The 26,720-nt window shown below is 70.3% G+C and carries 29 protein-coding genes; 4 read left to right on the forward strand and 25 right to left on the reverse strand.

Translation table 11 applies throughout. The features are described 5' to 3' along the window. The first annotated feature begins 43 nt into the window (after positions 1-43). The 3 genes from ATK30_RS16010 to ATK30_RS16020 all read left to right on the forward strand — a co-directional run bounded on the left by ATK30_RS16010 (position 44) and on the right by ATK30_RS16020 (position 4,940). Positions 44-2,641, forward strand: coding sequence for a type IV secretory system conjugative DNA transfer family protein (locus ATK30_RS16010; RefSeq protein WP_101436264.1), 2,598 nt, complete (start codon positions 44-46; stop codon positions 2,639-2,641). Positions 2,642-2,774: 133 nt separating this feature from the next. Next, a complete protein-coding gene (locus ATK30_RS16015) occupies positions 2,775-3,875 on the forward strand; it encodes a replication-relaxation family protein (protein ID WP_101440870.1) in 1,101 nt (366 codons plus the stop codon). A gap of 84 nt (positions 3,876-3,959) precedes the next feature. Then, complete coding sequence (locus ATK30_RS16020) at positions 3,960-4,940, forward strand: C40 family peptidase (RefSeq protein ID WP_101436265.1); 981 nt, start codon at positions 3,960-3,962, stop codon at positions 4,938-4,940. A gap of 77 nt (positions 4,941-5,017) precedes the next feature. Here ATK30_RS16020 and ATK30_RS16025 read toward each other — a convergent pair whose 3' ends face one another. The 3 genes from ATK30_RS16025 to ATK30_RS16035 all read right to left on the reverse strand — a co-directional run bounded on the left by ATK30_RS16025 (position 5,018) and on the right by ATK30_RS16035 (position 7,722). Continuing rightward, positions 5,018-5,872 (reverse strand): hypothetical protein, encoded by an 855-nt coding sequence (locus tag ATK30_RS16025; protein ID WP_101436266.1) that lies wholly within the window; start codon positions 5,870-5,872, stop codon positions 5,018-5,020. A 27-nt stretch (positions 5,873-5,899) separates the two neighbouring features. After that, positions 5,900-7,015, reverse strand: a complete 1,116-nt coding sequence (locus ATK30_RS16030) for a hypothetical protein (RefSeq protein ID WP_233921961.1) — start codon at positions 7,013-7,015, stop codon at positions 5,900-5,902. A gap of 122 nt (positions 7,016-7,137) precedes the next feature. After that, positions 7,138-7,722, reverse strand: coding sequence for a hypothetical protein (locus ATK30_RS16035; protein WP_101436268.1), 585 nt, complete (start codon positions 7,720-7,722; stop codon positions 7,138-7,140). A 306-nt stretch (positions 7,723-8,028) separates the two neighbouring features. Between ATK30_RS16035 and ATK30_RS16040 the strand changes: the two genes are divergently transcribed. Next, the gene (locus tag ATK30_RS16040) at positions 8,029-8,976 is read left to right on the forward strand and encodes a hypothetical protein (RefSeq protein WP_101436269.1); all 948 of its coding nucleotides are present in this window, start codon (positions 8,029-8,031) and stop codon (positions 8,974-8,976) included. A gap of 291 nt (positions 8,977-9,267) precedes the next feature. Here ATK30_RS16040 and ATK30_RS16045 read toward each other — a convergent pair whose 3' ends face one another. The 22 genes from ATK30_RS16045 to ATK30_RS16145 all read right to left on the reverse strand — a co-directional run bounded on the left by ATK30_RS16045 (position 9,268) and on the right by ATK30_RS16145 (position 26,707). Continuing rightward, positions 9,268-10,530: a DUF2075 domain-containing protein gene (locus tag ATK30_RS16045; RefSeq protein ID WP_101436270.1), complete on the reverse strand. Its 1,263-nt coding sequence runs from the start codon at positions 10,528-10,530 to the stop codon at positions 9,268-9,270. Between the two features lie 51 nt (positions 10,531-10,581). Then, positions 10,582-11,277, reverse strand: coding sequence for a hypothetical protein (locus tag ATK30_RS16050; RefSeq protein WP_101436271.1), 696 nt, complete (start codon positions 11,275-11,277; stop codon positions 10,582-10,584). After that, entirely contained in the window at positions 11,274-12,110 is an 837-nt protein-coding gene (locus ATK30_RS16055; RefSeq protein ID WP_101436272.1) for a hypothetical protein, read from the reverse strand. Before ATK30_RS16055 ends, ATK30_RS16050 begins: the two co-directional genes overlap by 4 nt. Next, complete coding sequence (locus ATK30_RS16060) at positions 12,107-12,448, reverse strand: hypothetical protein (protein WP_101436273.1); 342 nt, start codon at positions 12,446-12,448, stop codon at positions 12,107-12,109. The genes ATK30_RS16055 and ATK30_RS16060 overlap by 4 nt, the downstream gene beginning before the upstream one ends. Then, positions 12,445-12,804, reverse strand: a complete 360-nt coding sequence (locus ATK30_RS16065; protein WP_101436274.1) for a hypothetical protein — start codon at positions 12,802-12,804, stop codon at positions 12,445-12,447. The genes ATK30_RS16060 and ATK30_RS16065 overlap by 4 nt, the downstream gene beginning before the upstream one ends. 37 nt (positions 12,805-12,841) lie before the next feature. After that, positions 12,842-13,657, reverse strand: a complete 816-nt coding sequence (locus ATK30_RS16070) for a hypothetical protein (protein WP_101436275.1) — start codon at positions 13,655-13,657, stop codon at positions 12,842-12,844. Further along, positions 13,654-14,142, reverse strand: a complete 489-nt coding sequence (locus tag ATK30_RS16075; RefSeq protein ID WP_101436276.1) for a hypothetical protein — start codon at positions 14,140-14,142, stop codon at positions 13,654-13,656. Before ATK30_RS16075 ends, ATK30_RS16070 begins: the two co-directional genes overlap by 4 nt. A gap of 160 nt (positions 14,143-14,302) precedes the next feature. After that, positions 14,303-14,890, reverse strand: coding sequence for a hypothetical protein (locus tag ATK30_RS16080; RefSeq protein WP_186383562.1), 588 nt, complete (start codon positions 14,888-14,890; stop codon positions 14,303-14,305). 39 nt (positions 14,891-14,929) lie between these two features. Continuing rightward, a complete protein-coding gene (locus ATK30_RS16085; RefSeq protein ID WP_101436277.1) occupies positions 14,930-15,397 on the reverse strand; it encodes a hypothetical protein in 468 nt (155 codons plus the stop codon). Further along, positions 15,394-16,110, reverse strand: coding sequence for a hypothetical protein (locus ATK30_RS16090; protein ID WP_101436278.1), 717 nt, complete (start codon positions 16,108-16,110; stop codon positions 15,394-15,396). The genes ATK30_RS16085 and ATK30_RS16090 overlap by 4 nt, the downstream gene beginning before the upstream one ends. Before the next feature lie 11 nt (positions 16,111-16,121). After that, entirely contained in the window at positions 16,122-16,367 is a 246-nt protein-coding gene (locus ATK30_RS16095) for a hypothetical protein (RefSeq protein ID WP_101436279.1), read from the reverse strand. Positions 16,368-16,409: 42 nt separating this feature from the next. After that, positions 16,410-16,922: a hypothetical protein gene (locus ATK30_RS16100; protein WP_101436280.1), complete on the reverse strand. Its 513-nt coding sequence runs from the start codon at positions 16,920-16,922 to the stop codon at positions 16,410-16,412. 42 nt (positions 16,923-16,964) lie between these two features. Then, positions 16,965-17,768 (reverse strand): hypothetical protein, encoded by an 804-nt coding sequence (locus ATK30_RS16105; protein ID WP_101436281.1) that lies wholly within the window; start codon positions 17,766-17,768, stop codon positions 16,965-16,967. A gap of 46 nt (positions 17,769-17,814) precedes the next feature. Next, positions 17,815-18,054: a hypothetical protein gene (locus ATK30_RS16110; protein ID WP_101436282.1), complete on the reverse strand. Its 240-nt coding sequence runs from the start codon at positions 18,052-18,054 to the stop codon at positions 17,815-17,817. 56 nt (positions 18,055-18,110) lie between these two features. After that, on the reverse strand, positions 18,111-18,428 hold the full coding sequence (locus tag ATK30_RS16115; protein WP_101436283.1) for a hypothetical protein: 318 nt from the start codon (positions 18,426-18,428) through the stop codon (positions 18,111-18,113). An 81-nt stretch (positions 18,429-18,509) separates the two neighbouring features. Next, positions 18,510-20,276, reverse strand: a complete 1,767-nt coding sequence (locus ATK30_RS16120) for a VWA domain-containing protein (RefSeq protein WP_101436284.1) — start codon at positions 20,274-20,276, stop codon at positions 18,510-18,512. A gap of 47 nt (positions 20,277-20,323) precedes the next feature. Continuing rightward, positions 20,324-21,487 (reverse strand): AAA family ATPase, encoded by a 1,164-nt coding sequence (locus ATK30_RS16125; RefSeq protein WP_101436285.1) that lies wholly within the window; start codon positions 21,485-21,487, stop codon positions 20,324-20,326. A 65-nt stretch (positions 21,488-21,552) separates the two neighbouring features. Beyond that, on the reverse strand, positions 21,553-21,753 hold the full coding sequence (locus tag ATK30_RS16130; protein WP_101436286.1) for a hypothetical protein: 201 nt from the start codon (positions 21,751-21,753) through the stop codon (positions 21,553-21,555). Between the two features lie 28 nt (positions 21,754-21,781). Then, positions 21,782-22,105: a hypothetical protein gene (locus ATK30_RS16135; protein ID WP_167441926.1), complete on the reverse strand. Its 324-nt coding sequence runs from the start codon at positions 22,103-22,105 to the stop codon at positions 21,782-21,784. A 43-nt stretch (positions 22,106-22,148) separates the two neighbouring features. After that, positions 22,149-22,313, reverse strand: coding sequence for a hypothetical protein (locus tag ATK30_RS45350; RefSeq protein ID WP_167441927.1), 165 nt, complete (start codon positions 22,311-22,313; stop codon positions 22,149-22,151). A gap of 939 nt (positions 22,314-23,252) precedes the next feature. Continuing rightward, positions 23,253-26,273, reverse strand: coding sequence for a BTAD domain-containing putative transcriptional regulator (locus ATK30_RS16140; RefSeq protein ID WP_101436287.1), 3,021 nt, complete (start codon positions 26,271-26,273; stop codon positions 23,253-23,255). Beyond that, on the reverse strand, positions 26,273-26,707 hold the full coding sequence (locus tag ATK30_RS16145; RefSeq protein WP_101436288.1) for a hypothetical protein: 435 nt from the start codon (positions 26,705-26,707) through the stop codon (positions 26,273-26,275). Before ATK30_RS16145 ends, ATK30_RS16140 begins: the two co-directional genes overlap by 1 nt. Between the last annotated feature and the right edge of the window lie 13 nt (positions 26,708-26,720).

The raw sequence follows: 26,720 nt of genomic DNA on the forward strand, positions 1-26,720 counted from the left end.
ATTTTCCTTGTCTCGCACGAGTTCCCGGAAGGGAGTACCCGCTATGGCTACGCGCGCTGCGGCATCGCCGGTGACGGCGAACTGGGTAGGTGACTACCTGCGCGACCCGGGCGGCACCACCGGCGATCTGCTCGCCGCCCTGCGCGATTGGGCGCTGGTGTGGGGACCGGTCGCCGTCCCGGCCCTGGCCGTGGCCCTGGCGGGCTGGATCGCCGCCCGGCGCTGGTGGCGCGCTCGCCGTCACACCGCCCTGCAGGTCGATGCTCGCCGGATCACCGTGCTCGCCCCGCCCACCGTGGATCCCGCCGGCGGGGCCGCGGTGTGGTCCAACCTCGTCGGGCTCTTGCGCCCGGCCTGGCGGCGGCTGTGGGCCGGCCAACCGCACCTCGCGATGGAGTACGTGTTCGGCGAGCACGGCGTCACCGTGCAGTTCTGGGTCCCCGGCGTCATCCCGCCGTCCCTGGTCGAGCGGGCGGTCGAGGCCGCCTGGCCCGGGTCGCACACCCGCACCAGCGCCGCCACCTCCCCGTTCCCCGCCCTGGAGACCGGGCGGCGGCGGATCACCGTCGGCGGGCAACTGCGCCTCGCCCGCTCCGAAGCACTGCCCATCCGTACGGCGTTTGACGCCGATCCGATCCGCGGGCTCCTGGGCGCCCCGGTCGGGCTCGGCCGCGACGAGCACGCCTGCGTGCAGATCCTCGCCCGCCCGGTCACCGGCCGCCGCGTCGCCCAGGCCCGCCGCGCCGCCCGCCGAGTGCACCAGGGCTCGTCGGGTCGCCTCGGCGGCCGGATCCTCGACGCGATCACGCCGGGCGCGAAGGCCACCCGCGGCGGCCGGACCTCGGACTCGCGGCGCATCAGCCAGGACCCGCAGCTGTCGCTGGAATATTCCGCCCAGAACAAGGCCATCGTGGGCAAACAGCGCGGCTCCCAGTACGAGACCGTGATCCGCTACGCCGTCGCCGCCGACCTGCCTGCCGAGGCCACCGACGAGCTGGCGCGCCAGGCCCGCGACACCGCGCGCGGGCGGGCGCACGCGCTGGCCGCCGCGTTCGCCGCCTACACCGAGCACAACCACTACACCCGCACCCGCCTGCGCCACCCCGCGCACGCGCTCGCCGAACGGCGCCTCGACCGCGGTGACCTGCTGTCGGTGCCGGAGCTGGCGGCGCTCGCGCACCTGCCCACCGACGCCGAGATCCCCGGTGTCGAACGGGCGGGCGCCAAGGCCGTCGCCCCGCCGCCCGGGGTCGCCACACCGGGGCCGGAGGTCAAACCGCTGGGGCAGTCCGATACCGGGCACGCCCGTCCGGTCGGGCTGCGGGTCGCCGACGCACGCCACCACCTCCACGTGCTCGGCGCCACCGGCAGCGGGAAGTCGACCTTGCTGGGCAACATGATCCTCGACGACGCGGACAACCATCGCGGTGTCGTCCTGATCGACCCGAAGGGCGACTTGGTCACCGACGTCCTCAACCGCCTGCCGCGCTCGGCAGCGGAGCGAGTGGTGCTCTTCGACGCCGACTCCCTGCACCGCCCACCCATCCTCAACCCGTTGGAGGGCGGGGAAACCGACCGCGAAGTCGACAACCTCGTGTCGGTGTTCCGCCGGGTGTATTCCGCGTTCTGGGGGCCGCGCACCGACGACCTGATGCGCGCCGCCTGCCTCACCCTGCGCGCCCAGGAAGGCGTGCCCACCCTGGCCGATCTACCGAAACTCCTGGCCAGTGAAGCGTTCCGGTCCCGCATCACCGCCGGGCTCACCGATCCGGTGCTGACCGGATTCTGGGAGTGGTACGACGACCTCACCGACAGCTCCCGCAGCCAAGTGATCTCGCCGCTGATGAACAAGCTGCGGGCGTTTCTGTTGCGGCCCTTCGTGAAAGAGGCCATCGCCGGAGGACGCTCCACTGTGGACATGGCCGAGGTGCTCGACGAGGGCGGGATCTGCCTGGTGCGTATCCCGAAAGGCTCGCTCGGTGAGGAGACCACGCGGCTGGTCGGGTCGCTGGTGGTGGCCCGCACGTGGCAGGCGACCACCGCCCGTGCCCGCGTTCCGCAGCGCCTGCGCCCGGACGCGAGCCTCGTGGTCGATGAATGCCACAACTTTCTGAATCTTCCCTATCCGCTGGAAGACATGCTCGCCGAAGCGCGCGGATTTCGTGTCTCGATGACCTTGGCCCACCAGCACCTCGGGCAGCTCTCCCGCGAATTGAAGGAAGGCATCTCCACCAACGCCCGTAGCAAAGTCTTCTTCTCCGCCAGCCCCGAAGACGCCCGCGAACTCGCCCGGCACACCGCGCCCCGGCTGTCCGATCACGACCTGTCCCACCTCGGCGTCTACCACACGGCGACGCGGCTAGTGGTGCGCGGCGAGGAGACCGAGCCCTTCACCATGACCACCACGCCTTTGCCCGACCCCATTCCCGGGCGGGCACGCGAAATCCGTGCCGTACTCCGCGCCCAGCGCCGAGCGCACGGCACCGCGACCAGCGACGGCGCCACGACCACCCGCGCCAGTACTCCCGCCACCGCGACCAAGACGCGGTCCGGGCCGACCGGGCGGCGGGTTCCGCCGACCGGTCGGCGGGTTCCGCCGACCCGGCCGCCCAAGACCGACCCGCGCCGCACCCGCCCCTAACTCCCGCACGCGGCGACTTCGCCGCACCCACAAAAGAAATAGCCACCGCCATCGGCCACGCCCGGGGCTCAGTTCGGGCTGCCCACAGCACTTGTCCACACCCTGTTCACAACTCCGCGAAGGAGCGCTCGTGATCACCACCACCACCCGTCGTCAGCACACCTTGCGCGGCCACCTACCAGGCCGCCACACCGCCCGCGCCGCCAGCTCGGTCGAACACCAGGCCATGCTCGCCTCGCGCCTGACCACCCGGGACAAATGGCTCCTCGCCCTGCTGCACGAGCACCGAGTCCTGACCACCAGCCAAATCCAGGACGCCGCCTTCCCGTCGGGCCGCTCGGCGCGCCAGCGGCTGCGCGATCTCTACCTCTGGCGCGCTGTGTCGCGTTTCCAGCCGTTTCAGCAACTCGGCTCCGCCCCCATGCACTACGTCCTCGGCCCGGCCGGGGCCGCTGTGCTCGCCGCCGAACACGGCCTGGAAGTCAAAGAACTCGGCTACCGGCACGACCGCGCCATGGGTATCGCCCATAACCAGCGGCTCGCGCACACCGTCGGCGTGAACGACTTCTTCACTTCACTGATCGCCCGCACCCGCCACACCCCGGCGGCCCGCGCGGAGGCAGTAGTGGCGTGGTGGTCGGAATCCCGCTGTGCGAGGCATTTCGGCGACCTCGTCATCCCCGATGGCTACGGCCGCTGGCGCACCCGCGTCGGCACCGCCGCCCGGGAGGTGGAGTGGTTCCTCGAGTTCGACACCGGAACCGAGTCCCTGACCAAGGTCGGCCGGAAGCTGGCCGGATACGCGCGGCTGGCCGAGTCCACGGGCATCGCCACGCCGGTGCTGGTGTGGCTGCCCACCACCCGCCGCGAAGCCGGGGCCCGCACCGCCCTCGCGCGTGTGCACGCCGACCTCGACGACCCCCGCGCAGTGCCGGTGGCCACCGCGGCGGCCGACCTGCTCGATCCCACCGCGCCGCATCCGAGCCCGGCTGAGGCGGTGTGGCTGCCGCTGACCTCGGCGCGTGTCGACCGCGCCGGCCCGCGGTACAGCCTCGCCGACCTCGCCGACGCCTGGCCCGGCCTGGCGCCGCCGGCCGGGCTCGCCACCGAGGACGGCGACGGCGAGGTCGGCGAGGTCGGCGATGTCGCCGCGGCCTCGCCGTATCGGCTGCCGCCGCCGAGTTCGGTTCCGCCGCCGGCCACGCCGAACCGTGTCGCTCGCGGCGAGCACTGACACAAGGCGCCCTGCCTCAACCCCGCGGCAATTCGGTCCCCGGCCGGTCTCTTAGCGCACCACGGAAAGGAGAGCGATCCAACTATGGGAAGCAAAATCGCGGTCTGCGTCGCCGCCTTGGTCCTCGCCATTCCACTGCTCATCGGCGCCGGGATCGCCGGGATCATCAGCACGCTCTTCGGCAGCAGCGGGTCGTCGGGTTCGCTGACCTGCACGCCCGACGGTGCGCCTACCGGCACGGTGCCGGGCTTGACCGCCGAGCAGATGGGCAACGCGGCCACCATCGTCGCGGTCGGCAAGCAGATGGGTGTGCCCGAGCCGGGCTGGGTCGTCGCTATCGCCGCCGCGATGCAGGAATCCAAGCTGCAGAACCTGCCCTACGGCGACAGGGATTCCCTCGGACTCTTCCAGCAGCGGCCCTCGATGGGCTGGGGCACCCCGCAACAGGTCACCACACCAACCTACGCGGCAACGAAATTCTTCGAACACCTCACGGCCACACCGAACTGGCAGAAGATGAGTGTCAACGACGCCGCGCAGACGGTCCAGGGTTCGGGGTTTCCGAATGCCTATGCTCAGCACGAAGAGAAGGCGCGCGCGATTGTCGCCGCCGTGTCCGGCGTGCGCTGTCAACCGGCACCCGCGACGACCGGAACCGGTGATTGCAACAATATCCAGGCCGCGACCGCCGCCGCGATGACCGCGATCAATTACGCGTGCGGACAGAGGGGGCTGCCATATGTGTGGGGCGGTAACGGCCCGCAGAATGGGGACAACGGATTCGACTGCTCGGGGCTGACCAAGGCCGCCTACGAGGCGGCCGGGATTTCGCTTCCGCGTACAGCTGACGCCCAGTACAGTGCCGGGAATCGCGTGCCCGACGGGCAACCCCTCCTACCGGGCGACCTCGTCTACTACGGCCCGACCTCGAACATCCGACACGTGGGACTCTATATAGGAAACGGAAAAATGCTGAACGCCCCCGACTTTGGCCAATCCGTACAAATCGACAACTACCGCTACCCCGGAGACGATTACGCGGGCGCCACCCGACCCGCGCACTAATCAATCGAATATTTACGCAATATTGCGCGAGTAAACAACAACCATACAGTGACCGCGCCCGGTACGCCGTGTGCGGATCACGGTTGATAGACCGGGAGAATGGCTGCGGGTGACGTTGCCTCCGATGACGACAAGGCTGGCCGCCAATCGCGTGCGCTGGATTGGTCGGCGAACAGGCCGACGACGCGTGGGTCGCCGTCCCGGTCACACCCGCTCGGATCGAGGCGTACCACCCAACCTCGCACCCGATCAGCACCAGGAGTCTCCTCGGATGCGGTTGCGAGGGCCGCGTCCGGGGCGGGTGTGATGAGTTCGCACACGTGGGTTCCGTGCACGTTGGTCAGGTCCAGGGTGCGGGTGATGTCGTGCCAGAACAGGGCGCCGTCCAGCGCGCTGTCGAACGGCCCGTAGCAGACCGGGCCGTTCGAGGTGTCGAGCAGGACGATGGACGGAACCGGGGTGTCCGTGGTTGTGGCGGGTGCGCTGCTGGTGCCGAGAGTGCTGGCACGGACTGGCAGAAGGCAGCACTCGACCGAGCGGCCCTCGCGCGGCGTTGACGCGTCGGTCAGCCATTGGTGCGCCTGATCGCGGTCGAACGGTCCCACTGCGAAGGCGGCGCGTGGTTCGGTCGGCACCACGACCAACGCGATGACGCACTCGTCGTGCGCGGTGGCCTCCGGGGTTTCGTTCGTCAGGACCGCCATGACCTCGTCGGGCAGCGGGAACACCTCGCCCCGGGTCGTGTTGTGTGTCAGCACCGGTTCCGCGTCGGGCGGGAACAGGGCCACGGTTCGGGTCGCGGTGACGTCCGGATCGTTGATACCGCGCCAATCCGCGCATAATCGCGCGTCCGCGCGGGTGCCGAAGACACCGTGCGCGACGACACCGTCCAGCAGGGAAACGGCCAAGGCGACAAACGAGTCCCGTGTCATATCGGGTGGTTCCTTTCCTGTCGATTGTTATCGGCGCAACACGTTCACCCGGTCACCGCCGAGCAGCGGCGCGTCCTCCGGGCCCGCGAGATGAGGTTCAATCCAAATAGGACGGTGGTCGTTACGGCTGGCGTACCACTGATTGCGCCAATGCCCTCGCACGACCCAGCGGTGCCGGTACTCGCGAGTCGATGTGGTGGTGTCGCTGTGGTCGGACGGTTCGGTGCGAGCGCGACGCAGGTCGATGTAGCGGACGGTCGGGTCGACATCGGGAGTGTCACGGGCCATGCGACGACGCGCTCCGCGCGGCGCGGTGATGTCCTCGGACCGGACGATGGTCTGCCCCATCAACAGCCACGTGGCCAGGATCGTGCGGTCCAATGTCAGACTGGCTTCCGCGAGCTGTCGCGCCTCGTCGCCCAATGTCGCCGCAGTGACCTCACCGGGCCAGCCATCCATGTCGGTGTATTCCATCGGGGTCAGCCCTTGCCAGTCGTAGCCATGCGGCGGGGTGAACGACGGTGGAACCGGGGCGCGACGCAGGTTGGGCAGCAAACCGGACGCGAAGAAGTCGAACCCTTCCTCGGGCGTCGGCGGGGCGTCGGGATGCGGCTCCGGTCGCGTCGCCGCACGTTCACCGCACCGGATCGCCTCGTCGCGTGGCAGCGTCGCCAGGAACCGTCCAAGACGGGCGACGTCATTGGCGGCGGGGCGTTGCCATCGGTGGACCCACAGGCCGCCGCGTCCCGGCCCCCAGGACACGATGCTGACGCCGTCGTGGTGATCGGCCGGGTTGGCCACGGGCGGCTCGGCGTAAACCATCATGCCGACCGGGGCGGGCAGGTCCTCGGGGTGCAACCGGTAGTCGGTCAGCGTGGTGGCGGCGGTGCGGGCGAGTTCGGTCATGTCGCTGGAGACGTAGAACAGTTCGGCGACCGGGAACTGGGCGGCCAGTGTGCCCGCGATGGTGGCGGCCACGTCGTCGGAGCGGCCGAACACCCGCGATTCGGTGGCCTTGTCCGGTTGCGGGCCGAGGAAGAACTGCAACCAGTTCGCCGCCCCGTCGGGCCCGGGATCTCGTGTCCACGCCGTCATGCGCGCGCGGATCTCGGGTACGTCTCGTGCTGTCACGGAAATAGGCATGGCGAAGCCCCTTTCGGAATAGGAAAGAACGCCAGAAAAGGCAGAGGATTAGCGCGTCCCCGTGCGGCTGATGTCGGCGTGACGGATAGGGCCGGAGCAGCTGTCCGGTGAATTCAGAGGTGTTACCGAGGTGCGGTGATCGCGTCCAGGGCGCGTTCGATGTGGCTAGGCATCCTCGTGGGGGCGCCAGGATGGTCAGAAAGGTAGGCCAGCATTTCCGGGGCCGGATGTGGCGGGGCGTCGCCCGCGAGAACGGTCAGGGCGGGGCCGTGGCGATGGTGCAAGTCGGCTGCCAGCGGCGCGGCGATAGGCAACCACACGTCACGGATCTCGTAGCGGCCCTCGGAGTCCGGGTGGATGGTCCGGGGCTCAGAGTCCAGGGACAGCCCCCAGGGATCGTCGTAGATCTCCAGGGTGTCGCCGTGCCACTCGAAACGGACCTGGGCGTTGCCGTAGAACGATTCCAGGTAGACACCGATCCATTGGGCGACCGATCGGCGGCAGCGCAGCCCGATGTCACCGAGGGAGCCCTGCCCCTCCAAATCCGGAAACTTTTCCAGGCTTTCGATTTCTAGCGATGGTGTTTCGCCATCGGCGATGATGCCGGGGAAGGCAGGTTTGTAGGGCAACGCGACCAGTACCTCACCGCGTACGAACGGGGGCGGGCCGAGGCCGGTGGAGCCGCGGTGCGTGGAGCGTGGGTCCATAGCGGACACGTCCTTCTCGAAATCCGATGGTGCGGGTTCGTGCTATGACGGGTCCATGGACGCTCCGTGCACGCCCAAATGTCAAGCCACATATACGTTTTCACCGACCTAGCCGTATCGCGACGTCCGGCACAGAGGTGTGTCCACACGAGACACATGTCTTGTTTGACGAATCGCTTGACATGGAGGCGGTGACGAAGCGTTCCATAGTCGTGTAGCCCGAACAACCGGATGCGCACCGGCGGGCCAACGCCCCGGCCGGGGCATGACCATCCCATTCCGCACCAAAAACACAGGGAGTTCGTCATGTCCCGTAAGAACCGCAAAACCCGCACCGCAAACGCCGCAACCACCGCCGCTACCGACGACCGCCACCTGCACGCCGTGGCCGACGACCTCGGCCAGCAGAACGCACCGACCACAGAGGACAAAGTGCGGGCAGCGCTGACCGACAATCCTGGCTCCACGACCGCCAAACTGGCGATGGCGGGCGGAGTCGGCCGTTCGACCGCCGCGAAGATCCTGGCCCGCTGGGACCGCGACGGCACCGCGATCCGCACCGCAGGCGACGGTCCGCGCAACCCCGACACCTGGACACTCGCACCGTCAACCAGCGACACCGCCGCACCCGACATCGACGAGGCACAGACGGACACGACGGCGCCGCCCAGCACCGACCAGCCGACCGACGACACCGACATCGACGGCACGGTCGAGGACCCGGGCGCGACCGAGGCCGCCACCGACGCTGACGGCTCCACTGCCGAGGACACCACTGCGGCGGTGCCGGGGCCAGAGGCCGGATCGGATGCCGACGACACCAACGTCGCCGCCGACACCACGCCTGCCCCGCCCACCGACGGCGACGGCACTATCCCTCCGCCTGACACGGCACAGGTGGATCCGGTGGATGGCGCGGCCGAGCCCGAGCCGTCTTCGGCAGCAGCTCCGGTGGTCTCCGAATCCGCCGACACGGCCGCCACGGACAAGGACCGACTGCCCAAGGGCGGGCTGCGGGCCTTGGTGGAGGAGTACCTGACCGAGCACCCGGGCGAGACCTTTGGGCCTGCCAAGATCGGCAAGGAACTCGGCCGCTCAGGTGGCGCGGTCAACAACGCCTTGGAGAAGCTCGTCACCGACGGGTACGCGATCAAAACCTGCGAGGCACCGAAACGGTTCGCCATCAACCCGGACAAGACCGACGTCCCGGAGACGACCGACGGCTCCGGGGAACCCGCCGCCCCGGACGCCTGACAGCCGCCGCCTACCCGCGCGGGGCCGTCGCCATTCACTTCCGATGGCACGGCCCTGCGCGCGGGCGGGTTCGTGCGAACACCGGTCCCGCATCGTCGACGGGCGTTTGGACCATCACCGCCGTCCCGGACGACGACGGCACCACCTCCTCCGCCACCACCCCGACCGCCTGAACCTGTTCCCCACGTCACCGTGCCCCGGCCGCCCACTGATTGGCCGGGGCACGGTGACGTTCCGTCGCTGCCCTGTCGGCGACGAGAAGCCACGCCGGAAGCCCCCGACGCGGGCGGCCTATTGGGTTATGTGTTCGATGATGTCGCGCAGGAGGGCGCGGGTTTCGGGGTCGGTGGAGTACAGGATGGTGCCCGCGCGGGCTCGGGTGAGCAGCACGCGGTAGGTGCGGCGCGCCCACAGGTCGAAGTCGGCCGCTGAGGCGCGGGTGAGGGCGTCGTCCCGGGTGGCGGCGGTGTCGGTGACCCAGCGGCCGTCCCGCCAGAGCAGGTCGGGGCCGAGGATGACGCCGCCGTAGTCGTACTCGAAGCCTTGCGCGGTGTAGATGCAGCCGACCTGGCCGGCACCGGCAGGTTCGATCGCCCAGAGCGGCGAGGGCGGCAGCCCGTTGACCGCGCGGTTGCCTTTCACGCTCCACGGGCGGTGCCAGTCGCCGATCACGATGTCCTCGACCAGCGGATTTCCTGGCCTCGCTTCGCTCCATGGCCAGCAGTACCCGGCCGTCATCCGGGTGCTCGCACCGAGCTCGGCCTTCGCGCGCAGCAGCTGCTCCAGCTCGTGGGGGCTCTCGGCCACCCGCAGCTCGAACCCCGCCCCCGGTCCGGTCGCCGCATTCCACGGGGCAGGAGGGAGCGGTGCGTCGTCGAGGCCGAGCAGGCGACGGACCCAGCCCTCGTAGCATGGGCTCCGGTGGCGGTGCTGGCTCGCCAGCTGGGCAGTGTGCACGGCGGCACCGGAGGCTCGTACGGCCGTCTCGATGTGGGCGTGGGTGCCGATCTGCCCGGGACGGACTGCCTGGTCCTCGTCGAGCAGGAACACCACGACCCGGGCGGCGTCGAGCAGCTCCGCGGCTTGGGTGCGGTCGCTGCGGCGCGAGGCCGGGGTGTAGCGGGTGTTCGAGGTCGCGCGCAGCTGGTGCGCGTCGTCGCACACCAGCAGATCCAGGCCGCCCAGCTCGGTGTCGGCGGCGGCGGTGCCGAAGTACTGGAACAGCTGCTGGGTCTGGCGTGAGCCGTGTCCGGCGGTCTTGCGCAGCGCGGTGGTGAACGCCTGCGAGCCGGTGGCGTGGCGAGCCCGGTAGCCGGCGCGCAGGGCCTCGCCGAGCAGGGTCAGCGCGAGGGCGCTCTTGCCCGAGCCCGCGGCGCCGGTGACCACGACGGCCGCCTGACCGTCATCATCGGCGGCGAGGAGCCGGTGAACGTGGCCGAGGACGGCCTGCTGATCCTCGGACAAGGTGAACGCATCGGAGTGTGTGAGCGAGCGGGCCGCGACGTCGAACAGCGAGGGCGCCGCTGAGCGCGAGGGTGATCCGGCGGTCGGCATGAGTACGTTCCCTCCTCGCTGTGAGACCACGGGGGTCAGGGCACCAGGGTCTCAGGACTCGACGGTGATGGTGCCTGGCGCTTCGCCCCGGGCGAGCAACGTTGGGGCGGAGTGGTCGGCGACTACGTGCAGGATCAGGATGAAGCGGTGCTCGTGGCCACGGTGCCAGTTGTGGTGGTCGGCCAGCCGCCGGAGGTCGTCGAGCACCCGCTGGTCGTCGATGTCGGGTTCCCACCGTTCGGCGGGCTCGCTCAGGCCGTAGAGGTTCAGCTGGATTCCCCGCGACGCGGGCCGGGCGACGGTGGCGCACCGCACGGCCCGCCACGCCGGGTCCGAGTGGGCGCGCAGCAGCGTGGTGACCTCGGCGGTCAGCCAGATCGCCAGCTGCGGTAGCTCGAGCGCGGCGGTGTCGTCGTATCGTTCGCCGAACACCGTGCCCGTGGGGTGCTCCCGCACGGCCTGCCCCAGCACGGTGCCCGCGACGCGGCCCAGGACGCGCGCCGTGGTGGCCAGGGTGCAGCCGGAGGTGGCGTCGTACCAGTCGTGGGCGGGCACCTCGGCCAGCACGGCCCAGCTGCTGTGATTGGCGGTGAGGCGTTCGGTGACCGCGCGGGAACGGGTCGCCGAGTGCAAGTTGCGTACTACGCGGACGCGCAGCATGTCGGGGCCGTGGTGGTAAATGCGTTCGAGCAGGTGGTATTCGCCGTTGGTGGCGACCCGCTCGTTAACCAAGCGGGGCGCGGTCACGCTGGACTCCCCGACCGGGCTCGGCGCCCGTCCTCCGGCGCCGTCTCGGGTGGGTGCACGCCCCCCTCGGATTTCACCGAGACTGCCTGGAAGGTCCACTCGTCCCCGTCGATCCGATAGTTTCCGTCCGCGTCGGGGTCGATGCGCCAGGGCAGGTAACCGTCGAGGGACCGCAGGTGCTGGTGAACGTGGACGAGGGTGTCGCCGTCGAAGTACACCAGCGGGTGGTCGTCGGGGACCTTGTGGTGGTTCGTCGTACACCACGCCGCCACGGCCTCGGCGATGTCCGGCCGGAACACCGGGACCCACGGCGCTGCTGGCTTGGTGTCGATCCGGGCAGGAAACCCACTCACGGGCAGGTTGTCGGGATCGCAGGTGACCACGGTTTCACCGGGGCGCGGGAAGTGCCGCTCGGCGTCGCGCAGTACTTCGAGCTGGCGGTAGAACCGGGCGCGGGTGCGGGTCGGGGCGGACAGGAACCAGCGGCCCAGCTCGCCCAACGGGTAGCGGCCATCCTCGCCCAGGGCGATCTCGTGGCGCTGGTGGTCGGCGTCCCCGGTGAAAACCACGAGGAGGTCGTCCTCGAAGCGGGCCAGCGGGTACCAGTCCGGGTCGACCGGGTAGACCACGTTGAGCCATTCGCACACCGCCTCGGCGACCTCGCGGCGTAACCGGGGCCGCACCCACAGGCCATGGTGGCGGCGGGGTTCGACGACGGCGGGGAAGCTGACCTGGTGCGGCTCGGCGTGGGCGGCGGGCACGAGTTCGATCCAATGCTCGCCGGCGGCGAGGTCGGTGCCCGCGGACGGGTCCTGGGTGGTGGGCGTGTTCATCGGGAATCTCCTTCGGTGGTGGTGGCGTGGTTGCCGGGGCGGGTCCAGCGGTGCGCGACCGGATCCCAGGTGGCCGTGGTCAGGAGGCGGTTGAGGTCGGGCAGGCCGGGGCCGAGCATCCAGCCGAACTCCAGGCACTCGGCTTCCCCAGGCCAGCGTCCGGTCCAGATGTCCTGGGGGCAGCGGCACGACGTGGCGTGGCCGAGGCGCTGCAGCCCGGTGGCGAGGCAGCGGGCCACATCGCAGCCCTCGATGTGGGCCTGGCCGATCCCGACGTGGCAGTCCGGGCAGGCCGATTCCAGCGGCGTGGCGTCGGTGTCGGTGGGGCGGGTGGTCATGCCGACCTCCTGGTCGTGTCGTGACGGTCTCCGAGGAACTCGGTCCACTCCTGGGTTTCGTAGCTGACGTAGGTGTTGTGCAGTCGTACGTCGCCTGCGAGGAGTTGGCGGTGCGCGAGCACCAGTCCGGCTCCGGCGGTGATGCTCTCGGCGAGACGCAGGTGCATACGTGCCCAGTCGAAGCAGCGTCGGTACTCGTCCTGGTCGACGGCGCGGCTGCTCAGCGTCGGGTAGATCTCGCGGGCGCGGGCGAACAGGGCCTCGGCGGCGGCGCAGTGCTCGGCGGCGCTACGTGGCTCTGCCGTCCCCGTCTCGTCTGCGGCGGGCGGCGTGGCGGGTGCGGTGTTCGGCGGCATGGTGTCCTCTCTGGTGGTTGTGGGCTGGAGTTTGGGGTCAGTAGGCGGTGAGCACCGCGCGGGCGCGGGCGTCGGCCAGAACCGGGTGCGTGGTGTGGCGGTTGTCGTCGGCGATGTGTGCGCGCACATCGAAACGGGGCGGGCCGCCGGAGGGGTCGGTCCAGCCGTAGAGGGCGGGCAGCATCGCGAGCGCGTGCGCGGTGGCCTCGGCGGCGGGATCGCCGTCGCGGTAGCCGAACACTTCGAACTCCAGCTCCACCGCCGACTCATCGGCGGCGATCGCGTAGCGCAGGTGCGGTGACAGCTGGGCCCGCAGCTCGTCGAGGGCGTCGGGAGCACCAGGTCCCGGCGGCCCGGTGAGGTCGGCCAAGATCCGCAGCCCGAGCTGGTACAGGTCGTGGCGGTGCGTGTCGCCGAGCAGCGGGCCGTAGCGGCGGGCGGTGGTGTCGGCGGCGTCGATCCCGGTGTAGCCACACGTGTCGCGCCCGTGCGGGAACACCAGCGGATTTTCCTCCGGTCCGGGTGGGATGTACTCGCCCGCGCGCATCGACCAGCGGTCTCCCCGAATCGCGGTCCACACCACGCCTGTGTCGAAGGCGTGGACGTAGTCGGTGCCGTGGCTGGTGGGCCAGGGCCACGGCCACTCGCGCCCTGGATGGGTGACCTCGCCTGCCTTGTCGATTTCGGCGGCGTGCAGGAAGAAGTCGACGAGGGTGGTGAACCCGCCCTCCGACCGGGCCTGCTCGATCTCGTCGAGGCCGTTGCAGGCACAGCTGTTGAGGTGGGCCGACCCGAGCCATTCGGCGTCCGGGCCGCGCCCGAGGTAGAAGTCGTGTGTCGTCGATGTGCTCATCGGGCGTCACCGCCGAGGGTGGGCATGTCGGCGGGTTTCTCGCGCATCAGCGGCATCGGTACCGACGGCGGGGCGGCGGGATCACGCAGCCACGTGTCGATGTCGGGCGGGCCGAGCGGATCGTCGCCTTCGGGGAATCGCGGGTCGTGCGGATCGATGCGGTGCCAGCGGACCCCGCCGCCCACGGTGACGAACACCGCCACGTCTTCGGGATCGAAGGTGATGATCCAGCTGCTGTTGTGGCTGCTGAACCACAACCAGGGCCAGCCGAGTTCAGGCTGGTAGCCCTGGCCGAGGCGTTCGTCCTCCCACACGACGAGGGCATCGGCGACCGCCGCGCGGAAGGTGTCCTCGTCCGTCGCGGTCAAGGCCAGCAGCACGGGCGGGACGGCGAGAAAGTTGTCGGGGTAGCACTCCCCGCGCAGGGAGCCGATCCACTCGGCGTGCTCGCCACGCCCGAAGTAGAAGTCGGTGTAGCTCGACATGAGCTGTCACTCCTTTACCGTGATGGCACGTAGGGCTTCCGGCTGGTTGGTGCCGGGACGCAGGCGTAGGGATCGGGCGGCGAATACGGCGGGGGTTCGTTGTGGTCAGCCGTGTCCTGATCGCGCTCGGCAGCGCGGCCGAGGATGTAGGCCAGCACGATCACCGGGGTCCATGGTCCCGGCAACATGACGGCGAGCACGGTCCACAGGAGCCGTTTCTTCCTGTCCTGCATGGGTTTCTCCTCGAATGCGGCGGGACGGAGCCCTGTCCGGGCGACTTGGTCAAGGGCGTCTCCACAGGTGCCCGGGATCGGTCACGGGGCACGCCGGGAGTGCGTTGTGGCGGGAGCCGGACCGCTGGCGGCCCGCTGGGGTCGCGCAGCCATCTCGCGAAGTCCGGCGGGCCGCACCGCAGCGGCGGGCGCGGGTTGTCGGGGTCGAGTTGGTGCCACCGGTCGCCGCCGCCCGCCGTCATGCGCACGCCATGGTCGTAGGTGATGATCCAGTCGTTGCAGTGGCTGGTTTCCCAGTCCCACGGCCACCCGTTGCGGGGGTCGTGCGCGGCGCCGAGTCCCTCGACCGCCCACATCAGCAGCAGGTCCTTCACCGCCGAGACGTAGGTCGAGGGGAGCCTCGCGGTCAGCGCGGCACGGCCGTAGGGATGTTTGAGGAGGTTGTCGGGGTGGCAGGCGAACTGCAGGGAGCCGATCCACTGTGCGCCGAGGTAGAAGTCGGTGCGGGTGGTCATCTTGTGCCCCTTTCCTTGTGGGGTCTGTGGGTTGGGCGGTCAGGTGCCCTCGGAGTTCGGGCAGTGAGGCTGGTGTCCGACGTCGGATCCGAAACCCAGCGGCACAGGCACGGGGTGACCGCTGGTGCGCGCGTCGAGGAGGCGGCCGAGGGAGGCGAGATCGGTGACCTCGGCCCGCGGCACCTCGCCGGCGCACTCCGGGCACGGCGCGAGGGCCCGCAGGTCGTCGACCGTGCCGCCGAAGGAGGTGAACCGGTACTCGGTGCCGTGATCGGTGATGGTCACGCGATACCAGCGCCACCCGCCGTGTTCCCGGTCCGGGTCGTCGGTGACCGTCACCGCCGCGCACGGGACCCCGAACACGTCGGTCACATCCCGGACCAGCCGACGGCGGGTGATGGCGCGCTGGACGTCGCACGGGCGAGTGTCGAAGCCGGGATCCTGACGGCGGGCCCGGTCGAACGCATCAGCGGCGCGTCCGGAGAGAGTCTCGGCGGCGGTGTTCATCGGGGGCGCTCCTTCACACGGGTGTCGTCGGCGGTGGGCGGTGCGGTGGTGTGGTCGACCCGTGCACCGAGGGCGCGGGCGAGGGCGGGTGCGCGGGCGATCGCCTCCTCGACCGGCAGGGTCAGCTCGATGCGCATGACGTCGCTGAACTCCATGTACGTGACCGACACGGGCGCGATCCTGCGCGGCTCCTCGCGGCGGAATGTGGAGGTGAGTTCGTGGAACAGCTGGGACGCGAGCTCGTCGCGGGCGGCGTGCCCGCGTGCGCGCGCTTGGTCGCGCTCGCGTTTGTCGGTTTCGGCGCGCGCGAGTGCCTGGTGGTAGCGCGGGATGAGGTGCTCGTGGATGTAGGTGGCGACCTCGGCGGGCGCGGTGCCGACGGCGAAGCCGGGATGGGCGTCCTCGTCGTGTTCGCGTGGCCACACGAACACGTCCCAGAGCCGTCGCGGCACGTCGCCTGGTACCAGGTGATACCCCCACGCGCGCCGATCCCACGGGTGCAAACCGATGCGGATCCCGGTGCTCAGGCACAGAAGATCCGCGACCTCGCCGGGATTGCGGCCACGCCCGACGGTCCACTTGCCCGGTAGCGCGGCGGCGATGTGGATCGCGTCGAGGGCGACCCGGTCGTACTTCGTGACGCGCGGCGGCGCCGCATTGGGTTCGGTGTCGTGGGCGGTGTCGGGTGCCGTTGTGGTCGTTTTCGTTGCCATGATGGGGCTTCCTAGTCGCTCGTAGGGTTGGTTGAGGGTTGGCGGCGCTCGTGGGCGGCGACGCCGTCGTTCCAGGCGAGCTGGCAGGCCAGGGCGTGGCCGTGGGTGGCGGTCGCGGCGTCGGCGGCGTCGAACCATCCGTCGGCGTAACCGGAGCTCCAGTGCGGGGAGGCGGGTTCCGGCGCGTAGTCGAGGCCCGCGCGGTAGTCGTCCCAGCCACACCTGCGGCCACGGTGGTAATCGGGCATGGCGGTCACGGGATGTCCCCTTTCGTCGTCCCGTGTGGACGGTCGGACCCGCTAGGCGTCCGTCGCGTGCGGGCAGTGCGGGTGGTGGCCGGGGTCGCCGTGGAATTCCACGGGCGCGTCGTCGGTGCCGTGGTGTTCGGACTCGGGGTCGAGGTGCGCGCCGAGGTCGGCGAGGCCGGCGACTCGCGCGACCGGGACCCGGGGTGCCTCGCAGTGCGGGCACGGGCCGAGCAGCAGCCAGCCCCATAACGGGTCGAACCCGGTCAGGTCCTGGATGAAGTACCAGCTGCTGCCCTCGTTGGTGACCTCGATGAGGTCGCCCGGAGTGATATGGGTTCCGATGCCGTGGTGGCGGTCGGGGTCATCGCGCACGATCACCGTGTCGATGCCGACGTCGAGGGCGGCGGCGATGTGGGCGGCGGTGATCGCGCGGCGGTCCCATTGCAGCCGGAAGGTGTGGCGGTCGGCGAATTCGCGCGGGGCGGTGTCGCGGTGGCGGCGGGCGGTGGTGATCGCGCGGGCGGTCAACGACGCGGGCGCGTCGGTGGGTGTCGTCGTGGTCATGGTGAACGGTTCCTCCTCCGGTGCGGGTTCGGGTGCGCGTGCTCACGCGGTGGCGAGGTCCGCGCGCAGCCGCGCGAGCGGGCGTCCGTCGCGGGCGCGGCGCCACAGGTGCCAGCCGTTGACGGTGGTGGGGGTGGCGAGGCTGGTCGCCAGCGCGGAAACGGTGGAGATGCGAAGCTCCTCCGGTCCGGTGTGGTGCACCAGCTCCCCGTGCGGGCCGATGGTTGCGGTGTGGTCGTTCCACACCAGCTCGTCGCCGATGGCGAGCTCGCCCGCGCGGATTAGGTCGGCGAGCGCGTCGGGTGCGTCCGGGTCTACCTGTGCTGCATCGGCGAGTCCGGGCGGGCGAGGGCCCCGCGGAGGCGAGTTCTTTCCGAAGATCGACGAGGCGAACACCCACACGGCCAGCTCCTGTTCCGCGCGGTCGGCGAGGGCCCGCATCCACGTGGTCACCGTGGTGGCGACGTGGTGCGGCCACCGTGTGTCCAGCGCGGCGAACGTGGCGACCGTGTGCCATTCGCCTGGGGCGGCGGCGAGTACCTCGACGTCCACCCGTGCGGGGTCGTTGTCGGCGGGCGGAGTCAGTCGCACCACGACGTCGCCTCGGTGCACGTGGGCGGGCGGCGGTGCGGGCAGCCACACTCCGGCGAACATTTCGGCGGTGTCGGTGTGCGCGGGATCGGTCGGGTAGTCGTGGTCAGGAAGGCCGAGCCGCACGCTCGTGACCACGAGCGCCCACGCACCGGCGGGGTTGCGTAGTGGCACCGTTCCCGGTGATGCGGGCACGAAGGTCACCGCGTCGGGTGGCACGGTCGGGTCGGTTGGCGTGGTGTGCGTGGCGGTCATGGTCGGCGCTTCTTTCCGTTGCGGCGGTGGGGTTTGGGCATTCCTGCTAGTCGAGCCATGGCGTGGCCGTGGTGTTGCGGAACCGTGCGGGTGGGATGCCGTTGGTGACGTGTCCGGAAGCGCAGCGCACCTTGTAGTGCACCCCGCTGGGCACAAGTTCGTCCGTCTCGACGGTGTCTTCGGGGGTTGGACACCGAAACAGGTCGCAAGCCCAGGTGATGTTTTTGAAGAATTCTTGGTATTTCCTGGCGTCCTCGGGAGCGTCATCGCGAAAGAAGAACTGCATGGGATTGGCCTTCCGGGTCGGTGATGCTTGGTCGCTCTTTGGTGGTGGGCCGTGTTTTAGTCGCGACCAGCGAGGCCCGGCATGTTCGCGAGTTCGTTCCATAAGTTGATTCCGTTGCACCGGTGCGCGGACAGTCCGAGCGCGTAGAACGCGGTTACCGTGTCCGGCATCGGGTAGCGCCGCACGGTTCCGATGGGGTCCTGGCATCGCACGGTTACGGTGCCGTCGCGGTGGCGGACGATCGTGCCGTTGTCGATGGGCGCGTAGTCGGTGCCGTCGCCGTTGTCTCGCCAGTGCAGCAGCGCGATCGTGTCGCCGTGCTGATTGACGATGGGCTCTGCGGAAGCGGGCGGCGTGGTGTGCGTGGTTGTCATGGTTCGGCGCTTCTTTCCGTTGTGGTCGTCGGTTTTGTTCGCCCGGGGGCGGGGGTGCCCGCCCCCGGGCGGTGGGATGGTTCAGCGGGTGGCGCGCAGGGCGGCGGTGGCTGCCTGCCCGATGGCGCGGGCGGTGGTGGTGGGGTCGGTCAGGGTGTGCACGGTGGCGCCGTTCATCGGTTCGTTGCCGAAGTCGTTGGGTTCCAGCCACAGCACGGCGCAACCGCTGGCGCGCAACCGGTCGAGCATCTTCTGCCCCGGGATCTTCGTGTCGTCTTCGAAGCATCCGTCGGAAATGATCACCAGCAGGCGGGCGGCGTCGGGGCGGGACAGGTTAAGCGCGCCGTCGAGTGCGCCGATCGCGGTGTCGATGTGGTGCTCGCCGTCGTTGGTGTCGAATTCGGTCACCCGTGCCGGGGTGACACCGGGGTGGGTGATCGGGCGCACGTGGTAGCCGAAGATCACGGTGGCGGTGGTGGCGGGTACGGCGGTGTGGCGGGCGGCGTCGGCGAGGATCCATGCCGCCGAGGCGACCGGTGCGGCGAAGGCGTCCATGGACCCGGACACGTCGCACGCGATGCCGATCCGTAGTGGCGGGGCGGGCACGGTCGCGCGGGTGGTGCGGGTGAACGGTTCGGCGGTGGGGATCGCGCCCGCCGCGCGTTGCGCGTCGGCGGTCATCGCTCCCCGCATCCGCAACCGCCCCGGGGGCACTACCGAACGGGTTTTCGTGACCGTGCGGTCACGGACTCCGGCGGTCGTGAGGGAGCGGGCTAGTTGGCGCGCGGCGGTGCGTTCGGACGGGCGCGGCGCCCGGGTGCCCCGGGTGGTGGTGCCGTAGGGGGGCGGCTTTCCGGGGCCACCGTTGAAGACGGCGCGCGCGTTGCGTTGCGCGTTCTGCTGTGCCTCGTCCTCGTCGGCGGCGGCGTTGAGTTTCTGGGTCACGGGGTCGGTGGGTGCGGGGTCGGCGGCTACGGCGCGGCTGACCGCCGCCGCCGCGCTGGCGACCGCTTTCGCCAGTGGTGACGGGGTGCCGTTGCCGTTCTGCCCGTCGTCGCCGTCGTCGCCGTCGTCGTCCCCGGGTTCGGGGGGCGGTTCGTTCGGGTCGGTTCCCAGCGCCTCGCACCAGCGGCGCCCGAGGTCGATCATCGCGTCGGCGTCGTCGTCGGCGGTGCGGTGTGCCTCGCGCCAGATCTCGCGCAGAGTGTCGAGGGTGTCGGCGTCGAGGAGTTGTTTGACGACGCGGGCGACCGGGGTGGTTTCGCGGCGGTTGAGGATTCCCCCGTCCACCCGTGCCAGCAGCAGCGCGGCGGACCGGGCGGCGTCGTGGGTGGTCATTTTCGGGGCGGTGGCGGGGTTGTTCGCTTGCGTGTCGGCGAGAATGAGGTTGGTGGCGCTGGCGCGCAGCCAGTACCGGTCACCCGGGCGGCGTCGGATGTGTGCCGCTTCGATGCGGGACTCTTCCAGCAGGGTCGCCGCCGCTGCTGCCCCGGGCGGTGCGTCGTCGGGTGCACGCCAGACCGAGTGTTTGGCATGCGCGCATTCGTGGGTGAGCAGTCCCCACGCGGTGCGGTAGCGCTTGCGGTCCCCGACCCGGTGCGGGGCGACGGTGGCGGGGTCGACCCCGCTGTCCACGTGGGACCCGTCGACCTCGATGGTGTACAGGTCGGGGAAAAAGCACGCGGGGGCACCGTGCCCCGCCCCGGGCGCGACGGTCACCACGAGGTCGTCACGGTCGGCGATTGCGGGGACCTCGTCGCCGAATGCGGCGGACAGGGTCAGCCACCCGGGGGTGGTGGGGAAAATGGCGGTGGGTGTGGCGGCGGGTGCTGCTACATGGGTGCTCATGGGGTGTGTCCTTTCCGGACAGTCGCGCGGATGCGGTGGGGGTCGCGTTAGAACTGTGACCCGAGGGACAGCGGGGCGACGTTGGCGCCGAACACGTTGCGCACCACGTCGGCGACCACGTCCCGGTCCTCCTCCGGTGCGATGCCGACCAGGTTTCCAGCGGCGGCGGTGGTGCCGAGTACGTCGGCGATCCGGTTGAACGCGATCAGCTCACGCAACTGCGGCGCCCACCCGATCTCTCCCTTTTCCTGCCGTGCGGACAAATTCCGCGCCACGCGCACCGCTTTCTCGTCGATCTTGAGCTGGGTGGCGAGGTCGTAGTCGGTGGACACGTGAATCTGTGCGGAAAACCGCGACGAGAGCGCGTCGGTCAGCACGGCGCCGTGAACCCCGGGGTTGTGTCCGGCCACGACGTAGAACCCGTCCTCGGCGTCGACTACCTCGTTTTTGTGGGTTTTGATGATGATTTGGCGGCGTCCGTCCATCGCGGGGTACACCACCGCGAGCACGGTCGGCGGTATGAGCGTGGCGTCGTCAATGAACAACGCGCGCCCTTCGCGCATCGCGGTCACCAGCGGGCCGTAGGCGAATTCGTAACGGCCGTCCGGGGTTTGGGTGTAGGACCCCACGAAATCATCGGTCACGGTGTCGCTATCGCCCTGAATGGTCACGAGGTCGTCGAACGCTGCCTCCACCACCGAGGTTTTCCCGGTACCGGGCGGGCCGTACATGAGCGCGGACACGTTCGCCTCGCGCAACCGCCGTAGCGCGGTCACGTCGGACAGCCCGGACAGCTTGCGCGGGTGGTACATCTGCCCGTTCGGGCGGCGTACGGGACCGGTCACCAGGGCGGGCGTGGCGGGGGGCGTGGCGGGTTTCGACGGCGCGGGGGTGGCGGTGGTCCCGCGCGGTGTGACGGTAGCGGCTTTGGCGGCGTCGGCGGTTTTGTCGGTCGCGCGGTAGGTGACCGGGTTGGTGCCGATCTTTTCGGCTTCCCCTCGTGATTCCAGTGTCGCCAGTGCGTTCCCGACCGCGCCGGAGGACTTCCCGCCGAGTTTGGTCGCGATGGCGCCGGGGGTGAGTGCGGTGGTGGGGTCGTGGGCGAGTTGTTCGGCCACCATGCGGCGGAGTTCGCCGTTGCGCAGTCGGTTGGCCGCGCCCGGGGCGGCGGGCGTGCTGCCCGTGGCCGGAGTCGTGGCTGGCGTGGTCATGGTGTCGGGTCCTTTCGCGTGGTTCGGTCGGGCGGGGTGGGACCGGTGCGGGCACGGTGATCCCGTTACCGGGTGGTGTCGTCCCATTCGCAGTGGCGGCGGGCGAATTCAAGGTCGGCGGCGGAACCGCACGGGCACGGCAGGCACGCCCACCGTTCCCATTGCTGGCGAGTGATTTCCAGCGGGCGGGAACAGCTACCGCATTCCACGGTTCCGGTTTCGTGGTGGTCGTTCCCGTTGGCGCGTGCCGTGTCCGTGCGTGCCATGGCGGTTTTCCCTGCCGTCGCGTGATTTTCAGTTGCTGGCGAGCCCGTTGATCAGTGCGTCGACCGCGTTGTATTCGCTGGCGGCGTGGTAGTGCGTGCCGTCGGCGGTCACGACTCGCCAGTGGTCGCCGCGCACGGTGTCGGCGGGGTAGTAGGTTCCGGCGAGTGTTCCGTCGGGGCGGGTGACCACGCCGTACAACATTTGTTGCGCGTCGGCGGGGTCGATCACCACACCCGTGACCGTGCACCCGTTTTCCACGAAACGGCGCACCACGATTTCCGGCAGTGGCCCGGGGTCGGCGGTGGGGTCGATTACGTACACGGTGCGCGGGTCGTTGGCGTTGTGGTTCACGGTGTGCCCTTTCGGTTGGTTGGGTTGTGCGTGGTTTGCGGGGTCAGTGGGTGGCCGCGAATTCGGCTTCGGCGGCGTCGGCGTCGCGCTGGTGGGTTTCGGCGGCGTGGTCGGCGGCGTCGGGGGTTGCGTGTTCTTGCTGCCACCCGCAGTAGCAAAACGCGGTGGCGGTGCCGTCGGCGTTGGTGGCGGTGTCGGCGTAGCACATAGCGGTCCCCGTTCGTGAATTGCTGATTTTCCGGCTTCCCGGGGAATGGTTCGCACCCGGGGCGGTGGTTTGTTGTGGTTTCCGGTTTTCCCGGTGACACAACAAACGTAACTCGACCCCGGACGCCACGCAATAGTTTTTCCGGGTCAATTTCGGGGAATTTTGGCTATCTTTCGACGCGAGCGGCGCGCATTTCCCGTAAATGTTTGTGCAGGTCAGGTCACTTCCGGTCGGTTCAGAATGGGCGCGCCGGCCACAGATAAGGCCGCGGACAAAAGCAGTTCTTTTAAAGAAATGAAAAAGAGAAGTGAGAAGTGGATAAGGTGAGTGAAGTGCAGTGGTGAGCACAGGCGGAACGACGACGAAGGTGCGTGACACCGCCGCCGGGCCTGATGTGCTTACCTGCTTGGTGTCAAGCGAGTCTGGGACACCGGTGGATCCCCTTGCAGGGGGTGTGAGCTGCGAGAACGCTTGACACGGGGGGATCCACCTTAGTCGGATACCGGAGGACGAGGCTGATAGGCCGGGTCGGCGGCCCCACGGTTGGCAATCACCGTCCGCGTCGCCTCGGTCTGCGAGTGTGGCACCGGCTAGCCGGGCGAGGACGTGGCGCTCGGCGCCAGGGGTGCTGGAATCGCACTGCACATCCTGGCCACGCATGGGGCGCCGGACCGTATTCGCGGTACGCGGCAGCCGCGCACAACACTCGACGAGTAACAGTGTCGGCATTGTCGTGGAATACAGAGTCGCGTCCACGGGATTCTTTTTCTTCGGCCTCGACGATGGTGCTACTACGGTCGACGCTAGCATCGGCGCGAACGGGATCGCGGCGCGAAATCGAGGTATTTCGCTGTTCCGCGCAATTGCCTCGATCGCACGAGAATCGTGCCTCGATTTCCGTTTCGGCGAGGTGTTATCGAGAACCGTCGGTGCGCTCATTCATGGCGCCGTGGATCGCGAGAAGTCGCCGACCGGTATGCCGGTGTCGCGGGCGCGTAGCCGCTGGGCGAGGTCGACGGTGTCTGCGGTGGGCTTGGCGTCGACTTCGCCCAGCCGGGTCCGCAGGAGGGTCAGGGTGCGGGAGATCGCGTCGTGCCGGCCGAGGGCGTGCTGCAGGCGCATGATGTCGCGGTAGAGCAACTCGTTGTGCGGATCGAATGCCCGCGCGGTCTCCAGCAGGTCCAGGGTGTAGTCGGGGTCGTCGGCGACCCGGGCGCGGGCGAGCGCGGCCACGGCGTCGAGGGCGTCGCGGCGGGTCGCTTCCCGGGCGGCGACGAGCCACTCCGCCTCCAGGCCCTCGGCCAGCGGTCCGCCATAGTGCGTCACGATCGCCTCGTAGGCGTCGGTCCGCCGCTCGGACGTGGTGGCGGTGCGGCGTGCGGTAACCGCCTCGGCGAAGCCCCAGTAGTCCACCTCCACCACCGCGGGGTCGAGCCGGTACTGGCCGTGCTCGGCCACCACCAGCTCGCCGACGGCGCGGCCGGTGGCGCTGTCAAGGGCGCGGCGAATCCGGGAGAGCACGGTGCGCAGCACGCTGGCGGGATTGCGGGGCGGCTCGTCGGGCCACAGGGCGTCGACGATCCCGTCCCGGGACACCCCTCCGGGATGGACCGCGAGATACACCAGCAGTTCGACCGGGCGGCTGCTCAATTCGCCGGACAGGTCGCGGGTGTCCTCGGATCGGGCGGGATCGGGCCGCCAGTGCAGAGCTGGGGCGCCGAACACCGTCAACACCAGCGGTGCGGGCTTCCCCAGGCCCGTATCTGCCGTCCGTGGCGGCAGCGGGCGCGGTTCGCTGTCGGGTTCGCCGCTGGCCTCGGCGGGAGCCGGTTCCGGTATGGGTGGACCCGAAGTGATTTCCAGACGATCAGGGCCGTCTCCGGTGTGCTCCAGAGGGGAAGGAGCACCCTCCTCTGGTGGCGTCGGCGCTTGGCGCGGCGCAGGGGCGTGGCCTTGAGGTTCGGCGGCGTCGCTGACGCCACTGGTGTCGTCGCGGGGCTGCGCGGTGCGCAAGAAGGCCAGCAGGTCGCGGGTGGCGGTCTCGGGCAGGGTGAAGGCGCAGGTGCCGCGCAGGGGTTCGCCGAGGCCGGGGTCGGTCGCGGAGATGATCCCGCCGGCGGTGACGTAGGCGGTCACCCCGGGACGCCATTGGCCGAGCAGCAGCGCGGTGAGGCCGTGCTGACCGTTGTTGTCGAGCAGCTGCTGCAACCGCGCCTGCTGGTCCGGCTCGCGGGGCGGCGTCGCGATCAGGACGGCGGGCCGGGACGGTTGCGGGGCGTCGAGGGCGGTCAGTGCGGTGTCCAGGTCGGCCACGACGGTGACCGTGTCCGGCAGGCCCGTGACGGGCCCCGGCACGCCGAGCAGCCGGGCCAGATCGGCAGCGGGCACGAACACCCTCGGCACCGATCCGCCGTCGGGCGTGGCGGTAAGGAGAGTGAGCAGCAGGGCGCGGGCCGCGGCGTAGCCGCCAGGCCCAACCAGGCCGAGGCCATGCACGCGAGCCTGGTCGAACGCGACCTGCGTCCCTTTGCCCGCGTCGGCGTTGACGGTCTCGCCGCCAGCACCGGGCGCGGTCGGGTCGAGAGCGATATCCACGACTGACGGCGGCTCCGCCGGTCCGCCGTCGGTGCCGGGGGTCGTGGCGGCGCCGATCACTCGCCGGACGCGCGGCGTGAGCACCCGCACCTGGCCCTCGGTCCCGGTTTCCGCGCGCCTCGATCGCGATGCCGCGCCGGAGCGGACGGGTTCAGACTGGTCCTCGTGCGTGGCCGGGTCGTCGGCCGCGGTGTCGCCCGGCTCGTCGGTCTCGGCCTCCAGTTCGATGTCTTCGTCGTGATGCTGGGCGCGTAGATGGGCCAGGCGCAGCTGGTACACCACGGGCGCGACGGGCAGGTCGTCGTCACGCTGGCCGCTGCCGGGCCGGTAGCGCGCGTGGCGTCGCCGTCGCGCGAGCACAAGCAGGGCACTGACCGCCGCCGCCAGGCCCAGGCTGACGAACACCTCGCCACTGCCCCAGGTCACCGCGCCCCCAGCGGGTTCGTCGGCCGCCGTATCGGCGGCGGGATCCGCAGTGGCCGGGGCGGGCTCCGAGAAAGGTGGCGTGAAGGGAGGTGGCGTGGTCGTGCTCGGCGCCGGCGGTGCTGGTTCGGCGGCAGGAGCTGGGCTCGTGGGCGTCGGTTCCGGGGGTGCCGGTGGTGAAGCAGGCGGGGTAGGCGGTGGGCTGGTCGCGGGGAGGCGGAGGGTGTCGCCGGGGTGAATCAGGTGCGGGTTGGTCAGCACGCGTCCGCCGGGCTGGGGGCTGCCCTCGTTGAGCGCCCAGATCTCCGGCCACCGGTCCCCGTCGCCCAGACAGCGTTGCGCGATCCGCCACAGCGAGTCGTGCACTCCACCCTCCGGTGGCCGGACCCGCTCGGTTCCGGGCTCGGCCGCGGGCTGGGTTCGGGACTGCGGGGTGCCGGTGTGCTCGCTGGCGACCGCCGTCGTCCAGGCGGGCGCGGTCGCGACTACCGGGGCGTGGCCGACGGGCCGCCCGGCCTCGGCGGGGGCAGCGGGTGCGGCGGTGGCGGTGCGGCCCAGGACGGCGACCAGCAGGGCGCCGACGAGCACGGCCGCGACGCGCCGCACCGGACCCGTCTGCCGTCGCAGTTCCGGCCACCGGGCACCCCGGGCGACCTCGACCGCACAGGCCACGACGTCGAGGACGAACACGAGCCAGATCAGCCAGGCCAGGCAGGCGAGCACGTCGAGCAGAAAACGTGTCGACATCGGCGCCATCAACACCGACCCGATCTCGTCCAGGTTCGGCAAATGGTCGGGCAAGGGCCATCCCACGCCGCAGATCAGCGCTACGGGAAGACCAGCCACGAGCGCGGCCAGCAGGATGACCGCGAGCAGGCCGCGCGCCACACGGCCCAGCAGCCGCACGACGCGCGCAATCCTCGCCCGGGGCAACGGCACCATCAGCTGCTCGCCGCGCCGACCGCTACCCCGTCGGCCACGGACTCAGGTGCAGGTGCCGCCGATGCCGGTGCCACGGGACGTGTGGCACGCGTCGCGGTGGCGGCCTGAGTGCCCTTGCCGGGAGCGTCGTTCTTCTTCGCGCTCGGGCGCTTGCGCTTGCCGCCGCGGGCGGGCTTGGCGGCCTGGTCGCGCCAGCGGGTGAGGTCGTCGACTGGGACGTCGGTGACCTGGGCCAGCTCGGGCACGTCGATTACCTCGCCCGCCGCGGTCAGGACCTCGCCGAGCTCGCGTTCGAGGTCGGCGAGCTGCCCGGCGAGCTCGGCGTGCCGGCGGGCCAGCTCGCCCACGGTGGTGGCCACCTGGGCGCGGCGCGCGCTGCGTTCGGAGTCTCGTTCCTGAAGTCGGCGGGCGATCTCTTCTTCCGAGGTGACCATGCCGTTTCTCCTT

Source organism: Amycolatopsis echigonensis, from assembly GCF_002846615.1.
GTDB classification, from domain to species: domain Bacteria; phylum Actinomycetota; class Actinomycetes; order Mycobacteriales; family Pseudonocardiaceae; genus Amycolatopsis; species Amycolatopsis echigonensis.

Bases quoted from the DNA above. Each gene is read 5' to 3' on its own strand.
- ATK30_RS16010 (WP_101436264.1), top strand. From the start codon at position 44: ATGGCTACGCGCGCTGCGGCATCGCCGGTGACGGCGAACTGGGTAGGT.
- ATK30_RS16020 (WP_101436265.1), top strand. From the start codon at position 3,960: ATGGGAAGCAAAATCGCGGTCTGCGTCGCCGCCTTGGTCCTCGCCATT.
- ATK30_RS16025 (WP_101436266.1), bottom strand. From the start codon at position 5,872: ATGACACGGGACTCGTTTGTCGCCTTGGCCGTTTCCCTGCTGGACGGT.
- ATK30_RS16030 (WP_233921961.1), bottom strand. From the start codon at position 7,015: ATGCCTATTTCCGTGACAGCACGAGACGTACCCGAGATCCGCGCGCGC.
- ATK30_RS16035 (WP_101436268.1), bottom strand. From the start codon at position 7,722: ATGGACCCACGCTCCACGCACCGCGGCTCCACCGGCCTCGGCCCGCCC.
- ATK30_RS16040 (WP_101436269.1), top strand. From the start codon at position 8,029: ATGTCCCGTAAGAACCGCAAAACCCGCACCGCAAACGCCGCAACCACC.
- ATK30_RS16045 (WP_101436270.1), bottom strand. From the start codon at position 10,530: ATGCCGACCGCCGGATCACCCTCGCGCTCAGCGGCGCCCTCGCTGTTC.
- ATK30_RS16055 (WP_101436272.1), bottom strand. From the start codon at position 12,110: ATGAACACGCCCACCACCCAGGACCCGTCCGCGGGCACCGACCTCGCC.
- ATK30_RS16060 (WP_101436273.1), bottom strand. From the start codon at position 12,448: ATGACCACCCGCCCCACCGACACCGACGCCACGCCGCTGGAATCGGCC.
- ATK30_RS16065 (WP_101436274.1), bottom strand. From the start codon at position 12,804: ATGCCGCCGAACACCGCACCCGCCACGCCGCCCGCCGCAGACGAGACG.
- ATK30_RS16070 (WP_101436275.1), bottom strand. From the start codon at position 13,657: ATGAGCACATCGACGACACACGACTTCTACCTCGGGCGCGGCCCGGAC.
- ATK30_RS16075 (WP_101436276.1), bottom strand. From the start codon at position 14,142: ATGTCGAGCTACACCGACTTCTACTTCGGGCGTGGCGAGCACGCCGAG.
- ATK30_RS16080 (WP_186383562.1), bottom strand. From the start codon at position 14,890: ATGACCACCCGCACCGACTTCTACCTCGGCGCACAGTGGATCGGCTCC.
- ATK30_RS16085 (WP_101436277.1), bottom strand. From the start codon at position 15,397: ATGAACACCGCCGCCGAGACTCTCTCCGGACGCGCCGCTGATGCGTTC.
- ATK30_RS16090 (WP_101436278.1), bottom strand. From the start codon at position 16,110: ATGGCAACGAAAACGACCACAACGGCACCCGACACCGCCCACGACACC.
- ATK30_RS16100 (WP_101436280.1), bottom strand. From the start codon at position 16,922: ATGACCACGACGACACCCACCGACGCGCCCGCGTCGTTGACCGCCCGC.
- ATK30_RS16105 (WP_101436281.1), bottom strand. From the start codon at position 17,768: ATGACCGCCACGCACACCACGCCAACCGACCCGACCGTGCCACCCGAC.
- ATK30_RS16110 (WP_101436282.1), bottom strand. From the start codon at position 18,054: ATGCAGTTCTTCTTTCGCGATGACGCTCCCGAGGACGCCAGGAAATAC.
- ATK30_RS16115 (WP_101436283.1), bottom strand. From the start codon at position 18,428: ATGACAACCACGCACACCACGCCGCCCGCTTCCGCAGAGCCCATCGTC.
- ATK30_RS16120 (WP_101436284.1), bottom strand. From the start codon at position 20,276: ATGAGCACCCATGTAGCAGCACCCGCCGCCACACCCACCGCCATTTTC.
- ATK30_RS16125 (WP_101436285.1), bottom strand. From the start codon at position 21,487: ATGACCACGCCAGCCACGACTCCGGCCACGGGCAGCACGCCCGCCGCC.
- ATK30_RS16130 (WP_101436286.1), bottom strand. From the start codon at position 21,753: ATGGCACGCACGGACACGGCACGCGCCAACGGGAACGACCACCACGAA.
- ATK30_RS45350 (WP_167441927.1), bottom strand. From the start codon at position 22,313: ATGTGCTACGCCGACACCGCCACCAACGCCGACGGCACCGCCACCGCG.
- ATK30_RS16140 (WP_101436287.1), bottom strand. From the start codon at position 26,273: ATGGTGCCGTTGCCCCGGGCGAGGATTGCGCGCGTCGTGCGGCTGCTG.
- ATK30_RS16145 (WP_101436288.1), bottom strand. From the start codon at position 26,707: ATGGTCACCTCGGAAGAAGAGATCGCCCGCCGACTTCAGGAACGAGAC.